The following is a 13,184-nucleotide window of genomic DNA, read 5'->3' as shown; positions in this document are numbered from 1 at the left end:
GGAGCCACGCCGTGACACTCGCCACCCCGACGACGCTGCCCGATCCCGAGAGGGACCAGGGGCGCCGTCATTTCGGACAGTTCTCGCTCAAGCGCCGGGTGCTGCTGTCCCAGCTGCCGCTGACGATCTCCACCCTCTTCGTGACGATCGCCGTGCTGCTGATCGATCCCGGCGTGGCCACCGGCTCGCCACACTTCTTCCTGGGCGTTGGCGGGGTCCTGCTGCTGACGGTGCTGGCCGGCGTGATCCCGTGGCAGCGCTTCCATCCGGTGGTCTACTGGGTGATCCCGCTGCTGGACTTCGTGGCTATCGCACCGCTGTGGTCCGCGGCACGATATGTGTTGGACGGGATGTCCCTGCTCACGGCGTTCCCCGTCTTCTGGCTGGCCTGGTCCGGGATCTACCCCGTGCTCGCCCTGTCCGTCGGGTTCATCGGCACAGCCGCCGTCACGTGGTGGCCGTACCTGCCCGGAGTGGCTCCGTTTCAGGATGAGCTCATCGAGTCGAATCTGGCCCGGCCGGTCATGGTGCCGTTCCTGATGCTGGCCCTCGGTCTGGCCGCGAGCATCCTGACCCGCAGCATGGACCGGCAACGCCTGGAACTGGGGGCCTCCCTGGACCGGGCCGCCAGCCAGAACCGGCTGTTGCAGGCGGTGGTGGAGACCTCGGACGTGGGGATCCTGGTGGTGGACGGCGAGGGCCATGACATCCTGATGAACCAGGCCCAGCGGCGCACCCATTTCCTCGGCCTGCCGCCCGGCCGGGACGACGGTCCGGAACACGAGTTGCTGCTGTTCGAGGCCGACGGGGTGACGCCCATCCCGGCGGACGAGCGTCCCGTGACCCAGGCGCTGCAGGGCAGGGATTACAGAGGCCGGATCGTCGCGATCGGCACGGACGGCGCCCAGCAGCACCTCTCCGTCTCGGCCTCGCCGATGTACGACGACGACGACAACTTCGACGGCACCGTGGTGGTCTTTCAGAACGTGACAGATCTGATGGAGGCCGTCCAGAGCCGTGAGCGGTTCGTGGCCGAGGTCTCCCACGAGTTCCGCACCCCGTTGACTTCGATCATCGGCTACCTGGACCTGGCACAGGAGGAGGCCGTCAATCCGGATGTCCGGCGGTTCCTGACCACCTCCCAGCGCAACGCGGAGCGGCTGCTGGGGCTGGTCACGAGTCTGCTGGACTCCGCCGCCGGCAGTTCCAGCGTCACCGTGCAGCACTCCAACCTGGCCCGCCTGGTCCGGCACAGTGTGGAATCCGTGCAGGTGCAGGCCAGGAAAGCCGGCCTAAGCCTGACGGCGGACCTGCCGGACCGGATGGACGCGGAGGTGGACCCGGTCAAGATGGGTCAGGTGGTGGACAACCTGTTGTCCAACGCCATCAAGTACACGCCCGAGGGTGGCTCCGTCTCCGTGGCGCTCCGCCAGCTGCCCGGCGTGGACGGCTGCGGGGACTGGGCCGAGCTGACGATCCGGGACACCGGGTTCGGGATGAGCGAGGATGAGCTCGGCCAGTTGTTCTCGAACTTCTACCGAACCGAGCACGTGCGCAATGCCGCCATACCGGGCACCGGCCTGGGCCTGGCCATCACCCAGGGCTTCGTGCGGGCGCACGGCGGGGAGATCCTCGTGGACTCGGAGAAGGGCGTGGGCTCCACCTTCACCGTCCGCCTCCCCATCGACGGCCCCCCTCCTTCTGGATCATGAGAGCGGTAACTGTCGACTTCACCGGCTTGGGTTCGGATGGTCAGTGCAACATCCTCTGATTTGGGAGTGTTGCGATGTTGGAACGAGGTCAGCGTTTTGCGAAGTTCATGGGGTCTCCAGCGGTTCTGGACCGACTCTGGGATGCTCGCAGGATGGGAGCATCTGCTGAAGTAATCGCCCGGGACCTGGACTGGGGCGTGGTCACGATCCGTAAGTACCTGAATCTGACCGGCGGGCTGGCCCCGGCGTCCTGGAAGAGACCGGACTACCGGCTGTCCCTGGAGGACCGCATCGAGATCAGCATCGGGATCCGAACTGGACAGTCCAATGCCCAGATCGCGGCCCGGCTGGGTCGGGACCGGTCCACCATCGGACGGGAGATCACGAAGGGCCAGTCCAAGCCCGGTGGTGCCCGCTCCAGCTACCGTGTCTCCCAGGGCCAACGGGTGGCCTGGAACAACCGCCGCCGGCCCAAGGCCTTCAAGATCACCGACAACCAGGCCCTGTTCGACTACGTCCAGCAGGGACTCAAGGACCGGCTCTCCCCGGAACAGATCGGAGGCCGCTTGGTACAGGACTTCCCCGAGGACCCCGCCATGCGCGTGCACCACGAGACGATCTACCGGACCCTGTACCTCAAGGCCCGCGGCGGGCTCGAACGCGAGCTGAACGCCTCCCTGCGCACCGGCCGGACGATCCGCCACCCCAAGCGGGCCTCTGATGAGCGCCGGGGCCGGATCAAGGACATGGTCTCCATCCACGACCGCCCCGAGGAGGCCCTTGACCGGCAGGTCCCCGGTCACTGGGAGGGGGACCTGATCGTGGGTAAGAACGGGGCCAGCGCGATCGCGACCATCGTCGAACGCCACTCGAACTACCTGATCCTGGTCCGTCTCGAGCCCGGCATGAACCGGGTCCAGGCCACCACCCAGGCCCTGGTAGCCCGACTGGGCACCCTGCCACAGGACTTGAAGCGTTCCCTGGCCTGGGACCAGGGCAGTGAGATGCACCAGCACACCCACATCACCGAGATGACCGGCATCCAGATCTACTTCGCCGACCCACACTCGCCCTGGCAACGACCCTCGAATGAGAACACCAACGGACTGCTACGCGAGTACTTCCCCAAAGGCACCGACCTGAGCATCCATACCCAAGCCACCCTGGACGCCGTCGCGGCACAACTGAACCGCCGCCCCCGCAAACGACTCGACTACAACACCCCGGATGAGACACTGGCCGAATACCTACCGTTGCGCTGACCATCCGAATCCGCCATCCGGGACCTCGGATACCGGCTGCACACCCGGGGCGAGGTGGCCGAGATCCTGCGCCGGTGACCGGTGCGGGTGCAGAACCGACCGCCCGGCCCGGGGATCTGCGCATGTCACTGGGTATGAACCGCAGTATGAACCGCACGCGGACCGAGAGTCCCCAGGAGGCCACGGTGCACGACCTCCCTGCCCCCGACGACGTCACGGGCGGCACCACGGAGACGTGGCAGGACATCGCCTGCCAATACCGCGCGGACCACCGCGGGCCGCACTCGGTGCTGGACGCCGTGGACGAGGTGCTGCTGGAACTGGCCGAGGCCCTCTCGGACCGCGCCGTCCGCGAGGCACGGTCCGGCGAGCTGGCCCTGGCCCGCCGGACGCAGCGCCACCGCCGCCGGGTGCATGAGCTGTACTCGCTGGCCGAGACCGTCTCCCAGGCGCAGATGGCCGCCTCCGCACTGGAGCTGGGCGCGCCCGCCTGGCTGTACGAGGGCGAGGACGGCCGCGCCTGGCACCGCGAGATCGTGGCCCTGAGCCACTATGCATCCTGGGCCGCCAGTGTCTATGGTGGGAGTGACGCTGGCGAGTGGGACACCGTCGGCCCCGATCTCTGACCCCTACCACGGACCTTCTGGTCTGTCGATGGGTAGAGGTCCCCATCCCCGCCGGTGGCGGGTGCGCGGTGCGCTCCCTAGCGTGGACGGCATGTGGAGAAACGCCGAGAACGCCCTGGGCGGAGTGACCGTCCTGGACGGCGCCCCGGCGGAATCCACCACCCACTTCGGCTCCGTGTGCGGCCTGCTCGAGGTGCCCGCCGGCGTGACGGTGGACATCCACGGGGTGCTCGAGGACGCCGTGGTCACCGGCCCCGGCACCGTGCGCGTCAGCGGGCTGGTCGCGGACCTGGTCCAGCTGGGGGCGGGCGAGGTCCTCGCCAGCGTCGGCTCCGTCCTGGCCCCCCGCGAGGCCGGGTCGCCGTGGCAGGTGCTGCAGCCCTGCGGCACCTGGTCCGAGGCACCCGAACTGGTCTTCCCGACGCCGGCCGTGGACTCCGCGGCCGCCCTCGCCTCCGGCCTCGGTGCCGGTGAGCTGGCCGCCGACCTGCAGTGGTACCCGGTTCCCCGCGACTGACGCTGCCAGGCCCCGCATGGGGAGTTGTCCCCATGGACCCCTGACGGGGGCGTCGATAGCCTGAGGGAAAACGTTAGGAAGGACTGGGATGGTCTCCTACAATATCGTCACCGATGAGTGCCAGCGGGTACTCAACCTCGTCCAGGAGGAGCTATTCGCCATCCGCACGGACTATCAGCACGTGGAGGATGACATCGAGGTGCTGCGCAGTAACGTCTGCGGCGGCACGGAACGGATCGATCAGACCTCCAACCAGAACGACCTCGACGAGGCGCTCACGGCCTACTACGAGGAGGTCGACACCTTCTTCGAAGACCTGCGGCAGGACCTCGGCACCGTTTACCTGGCCATGCAGGACGTGCTGAACTACTTCGTGTCCGGGGACGCCGAGATGAAGCACCGGTCGAACAGTCCCGGGGTGGAGTTCCCCTACGAGCTGGCCACCTCCGGCGAGGGCGACCCGGCACCGGCGTACGACACCCGCGAGATGTGGGAGGGCAACCCCGGGACCATGAGTTTCGGCGACGGGAACTCAACCAACTTCGACGTGGCGCAGTACAACCACACGGCGGCGAAGGCGGCTCACCATGGCTAGTGTCGATACGGTCAACAACCTCGGATACCGGGGTGACGGGACCACAGACGAGATGTACTCCGGCAGCGCACCGATGGTCCCGAACCTGCCGAACTCATCCTTCGCATTGGCGGCGGCTGCCCGCATCAACGACAACCTGGGCAAGACCTTCGACCGCTTCATGGCGGCCGTCGACGCCTGGAACCAGCTGCGCGACTACTATGAGGGCCCCGATCAGGAGGCCGTGTATGCCGCCTTCAACCAGCGCATCGAGAAGATCTCGGCCATCCGGCTGGCAGGGGAGTCCCTCTACAACGCCTACGCCATCAACGACGCGACTCTGGACTCTGACATCAAGGGCCGCCGCGACGACTACATCGGCTGGGCGCCGGGCCATGTGAGTGCCAGCGCGCAGTACGAGCCATACCTCGGTAAATGGTGCAGGAACCAGTACGGCACCGCCGATCATCTGTGGGGTGAGATGGGCACACCCGACGAGGACAAGATGAGGGTCCTGGAAGCGATCAACGCGCTGCGTGAGGACCGAATCATCAAGAAGGACGAGATCAACACCCTGGTCTTCGACATCTGCACGCACCGGCGCACCCTGGCGCAGAGCCTCAAAGACGTGGACATGCAGGAGCTGTCCCGGATCCGGTTCGAGACCCGCAACGAGGCCACCACCACCGTCGCGTCCCAGGAAGACGTCGAGGAGATGCTGCGCGAGGCGGGCGCCTTCGACAGCCTCGACCTCCGCGATGAGGAGATCGAACGGATCGCCGCAGAGATCTGGGCGAACCGTGAGGACTACACCTTCGGCCAGTTCACCGACGAACAGGGACGGGACTGGGTGATGACGCCGGAGGGGACCATGGTCCGGGCCGGATCCGCCATGGACCCACGTTTCAATGCGGCCGCGATGAAGGCGATCGCCGAGGACCCGGTGGTCGGTCAGCGCGAGATCGACTACCCGGGGATGGACAACGGTGACAGGATCACCGTGGCAGCCCTCGTCTACGGGCTGAACAAGGGCAACTCCAAATTCAAGGAATGGGGGCTCAAACAGTTCAAGGGGGACGACGCGAACATCCTCGGGATGAAGGTGAACACTGGTCTGATCGGCGCAGGGATCACGATCCTTTCGATCGGTGCCTCGGCAGACGAGTACAAGACCGGGCAGTCCATGCTCTATCCGATGATGTCGGACGGAGACCTCGAAGATCGCCACCAGCATGCACTGTTGGTCGAGGGGGCCAAAGCCGGTGGCAGCGTGGTCCTGGGCGGCGGCCTCTTGTTCGTGGCTGCCGCAGCGGGCGCCCCCACGGGTGGCGTCGGTGGGTTCATCGTCGCCGCGGTGGTGGACAAGATCACCGGTGCCGTCGTCGGATGGATCGTGGACACGGTGAGCGATGGACAGACCAGCGCCACTCAGGACGAGATCAACGACATGTCCGATAAGGAACTGGCCAACCAGTGACGGAATCCGGCGCATCGCACCCGGACGGGCTCCCCCTCGAGACGACCGTGAACGAGAACCCCGTGGCCATCGTCCCCATGCCCGTCAAACGGACGGGGCACATGGACTGGACGGCCTTGGCGGCGTCGCTGCCCTCGCCGCCCCTCGACGGCCCGCATCTGCCGATGCCGGAGGGCTGGGTCCGCATCCCTGTGACCGGGTTCGACCAGGTGCTCTACTGGGCCGAGGGGGCCCACTATGCCGGCGTCATGCCCCAGATCACGCTCCGTCGCGTCCGGTCCGCTGACCCCGTCGAGGCGCTGCTCCAGCAGGACGGCGGTGCGAGCCTCGCGCTCGGGGTCGAGCCGTGGGTGGCCGGCACCTGGCGGGGGATCCACGGTGCGTGGAGTCTGTCCCGGTACGCCTCCACCGTGATCCGGCGGCGGTGGATCCTCGACGGCGGCGACGAGGGCCAGGTGGAGGTCGTCACCCAGCACAACGCCTACCTGTCCCGGTATCTGACCCCGGTACTCAACGGTCTCGTGGCCGGAATCACGCCCGCCCCCGCCGGTCTCGGCGGTGAGCTCGCGGCGGACCTCGACTCGGCCGTGGACGCAGCCGAACGAGCCCGGGCGCGCCTGGCCGGGGACGTACCCACCGGACTGTTGAAGCCCACCTCCCTCGACCTCGCGGCGAGGGACCGGATCGTCGCCGGCTTCGGAGGCAGGCCGGGCTGGCAGATCACCGCAGGGGGCACGAGGACCGGTGCGGCCGCCGTCGGACCCCTCGGCCGTCTGTGGACCGCCGGGACCGAGTGCCTGATCGAACAGAGCGCAACCGGCGGTCTCGGGCTCGCGCAACTGGGCCGCTACCGCCGGGACGACGCCCCGGACATGGTCCTGCGGATGGTCGGTCACCGTGCCGAGGGGCCGTCGGATGTACCGGTGGACGTGCTTCCGGCGGACGCCTTCGCGGCCCGGCTGGCAGATCCCGCCGAGCCACTGCCCGCCGAACTGCCGGAAGGCGCCGTGGTCAGCAGTCACATGGACCCCCAGGACATCTACCGCTGGTGGACGGCCGACTGGTCCTGGTGGACCCTGTACCGTGAGGCCGGAGCCGGGCAGCCGACCGAGGGGATCCGCGTCCTGACCGTGCGGGGCTTCGGCCACTACCTGTGGGACGCCTCCGGTGCTGATGGTGCCGATGGCGCGGTTGGTGCCCCAACGGGCGGGACCGGCAGCGTGGTCCGCCTACAGTCCGTCGACGGCCTGGCTCTGTTCGGTGTGCTGGCCGAGCTGATCGGGACGGACCGCTCGTAGACTGAAGGGCATGCCTGCCTCCACCGCCTCGCCGTCCGCTCCCCTCGTCCTCGGCATCGAGTCCTCCTGCGACGAGACCGGCTTCGGGATCGTCCGCGGCACCGAGCTGCTGGCCAACGCGGTGGCCTCCTCCATGGAGGAGCACGTTCGCTTCGGTGGGGTCATCCCCGAGATTGCGGCCCGCGCCCACCTCGAGGAGTTCACCCCCACCCTGCAGCAGGCCCTGGACACCGCCGGGGTCACCCTGGACGAGCTCGACGCCATCGCCGTCACCTCCGGGCCCGGACTCGCCGGCGCGCTGATGGTCGGGGTGGCCGGCGCCAAGGCCTTGGCCCTGGCCACCGGCAAGCCGCTCTACGGGATCAACCACCTGGTGGCCCACGTCGGCGTCGGGGTGCTGGACGGGGTGCGCGACGCGGAACCGCAGGCCGGCAGCGGAACTCGGCCGGCCGGCGTCGTGCACCCTGGCGGAGCCGGCACGGTCCTGCCGGAGCACCTCGGTGCCCTGCTCGTCTCCGGCGGGCACACCGAGATCCTGCGGGTCGACCGCCTGACCTCGGACGTGCGACTGCTGGGCTCCACGATCGACGACGCCGCGGGCGAGGCCTATGACAAGGTCGCCCGGCTGCTCGGCGCGGGCTACCCCGGGGGCCCGGTGATCGACCGGTTGGCGCAGCAGGGGGACCCGAAGGCCTTCCGCTTCCCGCGCGGGCTGAGCGCGCCCAAGTTCGTCGGGACGGCCGAGGAGCCCGGGAAGCACCGCCACGACTGGTCCTTCTCCGGGCTGAAGACCGCGGCGGCCCGCTGCGTCGAGCAGTTCGAGGCCGCCGGGGTGCCGGACAGCGAGATCCCGACGGCGGACATCGCCGCCTCCTTTCAGGAGGCGGTCGCGGACGTGATCACCCTCAAGGCCGTGCGGGCCTGCGTCGAGCACGGGATCGAGCACCTGATGCTGGGCGGGGGCGTGGCCGCCAACTCGCGGCTACGCTCGCTGCTGGCCGAGCGCTGCGAGGCCGCCGGGATCGGGCTGACCGTGCCGCCCGTGAGGCTGTGCACGGACAACGGAGCCATGGTCGCGGCCCTGGGAGCCCAGCTCGTGGCGGACGGCGTGGAACCGAGCGGGCTGGACTTCGCCGCAGACCCGGGGCAGCCGGTGGAGCGGATCTCGCTGCCGGCCTGACCGGGTCGTCGACCCCGGGCACTCCGCCGGTCGGCCTCACCACCTGCACATCACGGCATCGATAGAGGTCGAGGCTCGCCGACGCGGACGACCGTAGGCGCTCTCGTGATGGGGAGAACTCCCCATCGCCGGACGATCACTGCGGCAGTACCGTGCAAGGGATAGGTCAATATTCATTGAGTCCTTCTCGGATGTTCGTGCTGGTCCAATGGGGCGGGGTAAGAGTGGGGGAGAATGCCTGACTACGCAGTCGACGTCAGTGGGTGCCAATCGGTGATCCAGTCGTGCCGAGACACCATGGACGGCAGCAACGAGCACTTCATGGAGGTGATGGGTGCCGTCTGGGCGGGTGTCCAATCGTGCGTTGGTTCCATCACCGCGGATGGCGGCCATGCCACCTCACACGTGGACCAGCTCGGAAAGGCCGAGGACACCCTGTGGGAAGACCAACTCTCCCCGGCCTTTCGGGGGATCACGACGACGATCAATGAGAACGTGGACCGCTTCGAGATCGCCGTCAACTACTTCCTGGAGGGCGACCACCTCATGGAGATGTCGGCCAGCACGGGTGGCAGGAGCGTTGAAGTCCTCACTGCGCCGGAAGTGACCCAGAACGGTGAAGTCGTCCACGACGGTGGCTACATCTACTACGGCAATGAGGAGCCGACCGTGGGATCACCGGAAGGGCCTGACCCGGACAACACGGGCGACGGTCCCAACAATCCCTCGACCAGCCCGTTCTCGATCTCTCCGGAGGACTGATCATGGAACTGAAGACCACCACGGTCCCCGGGCAAAGCACCCAGTTCTTCATGAACCTGTGCCCATACCCCTCCTCGTCGCCTGACACTGCAGAGATCCGCGGTCATGCCAGCAACATCCAGCGACTGCTGCAGGGCACCTATGACGACATCCACCCCGTCTTCGCCCAGTGGACCGCATTGGAGCATTCCTACGACACGGCGGATACCGAGGTGGCCCTGACCGCACTCAAAGACGTCCCCTTCAAACTGGGCGCTTTGCGAACGGCCGGCGACCTGATCGCCATGGCCCTGAACTCGTGGGCCGATTACGTGGACGGCTATTCACCTCGGCGAATCGACTATCTGACCGACGCCCAATCGGTGGTCGAGGCGTATACCCAGTACCAGAGCCTGCCGTTCGAGACCCGAAACGCCTACGAGCTGGACAACGCCGGAGTGGACGTACCGGACCTGCCATCCGGCCCGAACCTCTTCGCTGACTATGTCCGGTTGCGTGATGGGGTGAAGCGGCGGGGCGAGGACCTGCAGGAGGAGTTCTCCATGCATCAGGAGACGCTCAAGGACTCCCTCAAAGCCATTGACATCGAGAAACTGGCAGAATCCGCGTTCACCACACGGGACGCTGGGCTCAATGTCGTGGACTCCTCGGAGGAACTCCAGTATGTCCTGGCCAACAGTGCCGCTTTCGGCGGCCAGCTCGACTACAACGACGTCCTGCGGCTGTCCGAGGATATCGACTACAACAACCTTCCCTACGACTTCCAGGACGACGAAGGCCGGCGGTGGGTCATGACCGAGGACGGGACCATGGTGCGCAGCGGCAGCCCCATGGACCCGTATTTGGAATCGGCGATCCTGCAGGCCATGGCGGATGACCCAGAACTGTCCGCCATCGAGCCGGTCCTCGGTGAGGATGCCGATGGCAATCCGGTGACAGCCAGCCTCGAGGAACTGGGATTCGGAGCGGCGGGTGCCTACGGCGACCAGATCCCCGGCGTGGCCGGGACCGTGTCAGGGGTAGGCCTGACCGTGCTGCAGACCGTGGCCCTGGTGCCCAAGGTCAACGACGCCACCCTCAACGCCACCAACGCCGAACGGTCAAAATACCTGCTGATGTCTGATGACGACGTCGTGTACCTGGAGGACCTCTACCACGACCGGGAATGGACCAAGGCGGGAGCCCAGACGGTGGCCTCGGTGGGCATCGGTGCGGCGGCGACTGCCGCTGCGGCACCGACCTACGGAACCTCCTACATCATCGCCTACGTCGTGGACAAGGGAACCGGGGAGGTCATCGGCACGGTGGTGGACCATCTCTATGACGACACCCAGAGTGAGCGGAGGATGTACAGGACCATTGAGTACGACGAAATCAAGAAGGAGATGACGCCGGAGGAATACGCCGAGGCGGCCCGGGCGAAGTACAACGTGGTGGAGCCGGCCTCCGGCCCGGCCCAGGGGATCGAGGTCGTCGAAGTGGACCCCGGCGCCCCAGCCGCCGGGGTAGCGGACACTGGCCCGATGACGGTCACGGTCCCGTCCGACGACGGCAACGACAGGTGACATGGCGGGCTGAGAAGGCCGCCGGCCGGGCATCCGTTGTGCCGGAGCAGAGACGGGATCCGGGGACGCTGCACTGGAGGCTCGATGCAATCCCCGGGGCCGACCTCTGGCGGGCACCGACTTTGGGCGCCGGCACCGTGATCCCGTCCATCGTGGTCCGGCGGTGGGTGGATGGTCCGGAGCCGGAGGCCGGGTCCCCCACAGTGGACTACGCGGCGGACCCCGGAGCGCACCTCGCCTCACCGGAACGAATCCTCCTGCGGGGGATCCCGTTGGCCAAGGACCGATGGGTCGGCCGGCATTGGTTCGGACTGCGCCTCAGCAAGATCATCCGGGGGCCGGGGGACCTGGCCCTGATGCACCTGAGGTGGCTGTTGTGGAATCTCGAGGACGACCGTCGCGTCACCACGGATACGGATGTACCAGAAGTGGATGTACAGGGCAGCTGTGCCGTTGCCTGGTCTCCCCTGATGGTCCCCCTGATGGACGCCAAGGTCCATGACCTACCGCGGGGGTGGCGGTCGCAGATCGCTCGTTCTCCAGCCGACGGCCAGCGCGTGACCGGTGGCCCGATCAGCCGGCCGGATCCGGCAGGCACTGCCAGCCGGGGTACTCCGGCCACTGCCCCCGCGCCGTGGACCGGATTCAGATGGCGGCCCCTTGAGGCCGGGGTCCTCGAAGCCTTGGCGGCTGCGGGATCCGGCACACATATACCCGCCCGCCTGGGGGAGGCTCTGGTACAGGCTGATCTGGCGGCATCCGCCACCGGATCGCCGGTTCTCAGTTGCAGCGGTGGGCTCGTGGCTCGAACCCTTCAGACCAGTCATGCCGAGCTGCAACTGGTGATTAGTGGATCTGACGGTGACCGGGTGGGACTGAAGGCGTGGCTGGCTCCTCAGCTGGCGGTGGCGGAGGTTCCGGACTGGTCTGTGGCTGAACCGCCCGGTCCAGCCGCGGGCAACGGTTCGGCAGGTCGGGTCGGAATGTCGGTGGTCCGTGCTGAGGACCTGGCTGAGCTGGTCGTCCGGGCCGTGGGGATCGGGGCTTCGGACACGAAACGGCTGACCGTCAACGGGCTCTCTCGCCAGGTGTTCCTGGAGCGACTGCGGGACCCGTTGACGCCCCTGCCTGCCGACCTCGCCGCTGACGAGACGTGGAGATCGTTGTGGGCCTCGTCCTGGACCGTGTGGCGATTGCAACAGATGTCGCGCACGGCGGCCGATCCGGTGGGGCAGCCTGACGACCACGGGGTTGCACCTGTCACGATGCGGGTTCTGACTGCCGGGCCGTGCGGAAACTACGTGCTGATGGGAGACCGAGGGGACCCGGGCCGGATTCGACTGGTTGAACGACCCACGTCCGATCTCTTCCACGACCTCATCTCGAAGGTCCTGGACCAGCCGACTCTGGATTCACTGGAACGTTCTGTCTCAGCGGATGGAGAAGGGTCCCGGACCGGACCAGGCGACACACCTCAATCCCCGATCGGCACCCGATCACGGCACCGATAACTGTCAGTTCCCGGCGATTCCCGACGTCTACTGGTGCCGTGATGGTACTGGCATGGGGAGTTGTCCCCATCGAGATTCCGGGACACCCGACATAGGGTGAAGGGCACGCGCCGGACGAGACAGACGAGACTGGCTCGACAGACGAGACAAAGGGAGGGCCTCTGCTCCATGACCGACTACTGGATCGACGTCGACGCCTGCCAGACGATCGTCAACGACCTCTACGGCCAGCTGGCGGACCTGCGATCGGACGTCGACCGTGTCCCGGAACACCTGGAGGACCTCCGGTCCAGCCTGAACGGTCCGGCGGAGAACAATGAGGTGGAGCGGGTCAGTGGTCAGCTGGACGGAGCCCTGACGGACCGGATCGGCACCAAGCTGCTGGACCACGTGGATGACATGATCGCCAAGGTGGAGCACCGGATCAACTCCATGCAGGAGGTCATCAACTACTATCTCTCCGGCGACGCGGAGATGGCACATCGGTCCCAGAACAAGCAAGACGAGATGCCGCAGATCTTCACCGAGACGGAGTACACCCCGGGACATCCGGCGACCGGATACGTGGACTCCCCGGCGGACCCGGCATTCGAGGGCGGTTACGACGAGACCGAGCCCCTGACCGAGGGCACGGCAGTCCCCAATCCCTATGAATTCGCCTCAGATCACCATTGGGGCTCGGCCCCTGACGGAAAGTAGG

General features: G+C 67.2%; 11 protein-coding genes. All 11 read left to right on the top strand.

The window, feature by feature from the left end; translation table 11 throughout:
- Positions 1-11 precede the first annotated feature (11 nt).
- The 11 genes from AB0K08_RS11380 (at position 12) to AB0K08_RS11330 (ending at position 13,183) form a co-directional block, all read left to right on the top strand.
- Positions 12-1,712: a PAS domain-containing sensor histidine kinase gene (locus tag AB0K08_RS11380; RefSeq protein WP_363354476.1), complete on the top strand. Its 1,701-nt coding sequence runs from the start codon at positions 12-14 to the stop codon at positions 1,710-1,712.
- Between the two features lie 152 nt (positions 1,713-1,864).
- Positions 1,865-2,974, top strand: coding sequence for an IS30 family transposase (locus tag AB0K08_RS11375; protein WP_363354474.1), 1,110 nt, complete (start codon positions 1,865-1,867; stop codon positions 2,972-2,974).
- Between the two features lie 146 nt (positions 2,975-3,120).
- A complete protein-coding gene (locus AB0K08_RS11370) occupies positions 3,121-3,600 on the top strand; it encodes a hypothetical protein (RefSeq protein ID WP_363354472.1) in 480 nt (159 codons plus the stop codon).
- A gap of 91 nt (positions 3,601-3,691) precedes the next feature.
- Complete coding sequence (locus AB0K08_RS11365) at positions 3,692-4,117, top strand: hypothetical protein (protein WP_363354470.1); 426 nt, start codon at positions 3,692-3,694, stop codon at positions 4,115-4,117.
- A gap of 88 nt (positions 4,118-4,205) precedes the next feature.
- Positions 4,206-4,712 (top strand): hypothetical protein, encoded by a 507-nt coding sequence (locus AB0K08_RS11360; RefSeq protein WP_363354468.1) that lies wholly within the window; start codon positions 4,206-4,208, stop codon positions 4,710-4,712.
- A complete protein-coding gene (locus AB0K08_RS11355) occupies positions 4,705-6,168 on the top strand; it encodes a hypothetical protein (RefSeq protein ID WP_363354466.1) in 1,464 nt (487 codons plus the stop codon). The genes AB0K08_RS11360 and AB0K08_RS11355 overlap by 8 nt, the downstream gene beginning before the upstream one ends.
- Positions 6,165-7,466: a hypothetical protein gene (locus AB0K08_RS11350; protein WP_363354464.1), complete on the top strand. Its 1,302-nt coding sequence runs from the start codon at positions 6,165-6,167 to the stop codon at positions 7,464-7,466. The genes AB0K08_RS11355 and AB0K08_RS11350 overlap by 4 nt, the downstream gene beginning before the upstream one ends.
- 10 nt (positions 7,467-7,476) lie before the next feature.
- Positions 7,477-8,646: a tRNA (adenosine(37)-N6)-threonylcarbamoyltransferase complex transferase subunit TsaD gene (tsaD, locus tag AB0K08_RS11345; RefSeq protein ID WP_363354462.1), complete on the top strand. Its 1,170-nt coding sequence runs from the start codon at positions 7,477-7,479 to the stop codon at positions 8,644-8,646.
- A 297-nt stretch (positions 8,647-8,943) separates the two neighbouring features.
- Positions 8,944-9,408, top strand: a complete 465-nt coding sequence (locus AB0K08_RS11340; protein WP_363354460.1) for a hypothetical protein — start codon at positions 8,944-8,946, stop codon at positions 9,406-9,408.
- 2 nt (positions 9,409-9,410) lie between these two features.
- Complete coding sequence (locus AB0K08_RS11335) at positions 9,411-10,973, top strand: hypothetical protein (protein WP_363354458.1); 1,563 nt, start codon at positions 9,411-9,413, stop codon at positions 10,971-10,973.
- Positions 10,974-12,652: 1,679 nt separating this feature from the next.
- Positions 12,653-13,183, top strand: coding sequence for a DUF6507 family protein (locus AB0K08_RS11330; RefSeq protein WP_363354456.1), 531 nt, complete (start codon positions 12,653-12,655; stop codon positions 13,181-13,183).
- Position 13,184: the final 1 nt, after the last annotated feature.

The sequence above is a fragment of the Citricoccus sp. NPDC055426 genome (assembly GCF_040677445.1).
Lineage (GTDB): Bacteria > Actinomycetota > Actinomycetes > Actinomycetales > Micrococcaceae > Citricoccus.
The sequence above is the reverse complement of the archived record's forward strand: the minus strand, read 5'-3'. Positions and strand labels throughout refer to the sequence as shown.

What these genes read in the sequence shown, in the direction of transcription:
- tsaD (WP_363354462.1), top strand. Translation starts at nt 7,477, where the DNA reads ATGCCTGCCTCCACCGCCTCGCCGTCCGCTCCCCTCGTCCTCGGCATC.
- AB0K08_RS11355 (WP_363354466.1), top strand. Translation starts at nt 4,705, where the DNA reads ATGGCTAGTGTCGATACGGTCAACAACCTCGGATACCGGGGTGACGGG.
- AB0K08_RS11370 (WP_363354472.1), top strand. Translation starts at nt 3,121, where the DNA reads ATGAACCGCACGCGGACCGAGAGTCCCCAGGAGGCCACGGTGCACGAC.
- AB0K08_RS11330 (WP_363354456.1), top strand. Translation starts at nt 12,653, where the DNA reads ATGACCGACTACTGGATCGACGTCGACGCCTGCCAGACGATCGTCAAC.
- AB0K08_RS11360 (WP_363354468.1), top strand. Translation starts at nt 4,206, where the DNA reads ATGGTCTCCTACAATATCGTCACCGATGAGTGCCAGCGGGTACTCAAC.
- AB0K08_RS11335 (WP_363354458.1), top strand. Translation starts at nt 9,411, where the DNA reads ATGGAACTGAAGACCACCACGGTCCCCGGGCAAAGCACCCAGTTCTTC.
- AB0K08_RS11375 (WP_363354474.1), top strand. Translation starts at nt 1,865, where the DNA reads ATGGGAGCATCTGCTGAAGTAATCGCCCGGGACCTGGACTGGGGCGTG.
- AB0K08_RS11365 (WP_363354470.1), top strand. Translation starts at nt 3,692, where the DNA reads ATGTGGAGAAACGCCGAGAACGCCCTGGGCGGAGTGACCGTCCTGGAC.
- AB0K08_RS11340 (WP_363354460.1), top strand. Translation starts at nt 8,944, where the DNA reads ATGGACGGCAGCAACGAGCACTTCATGGAGGTGATGGGTGCCGTCTGG.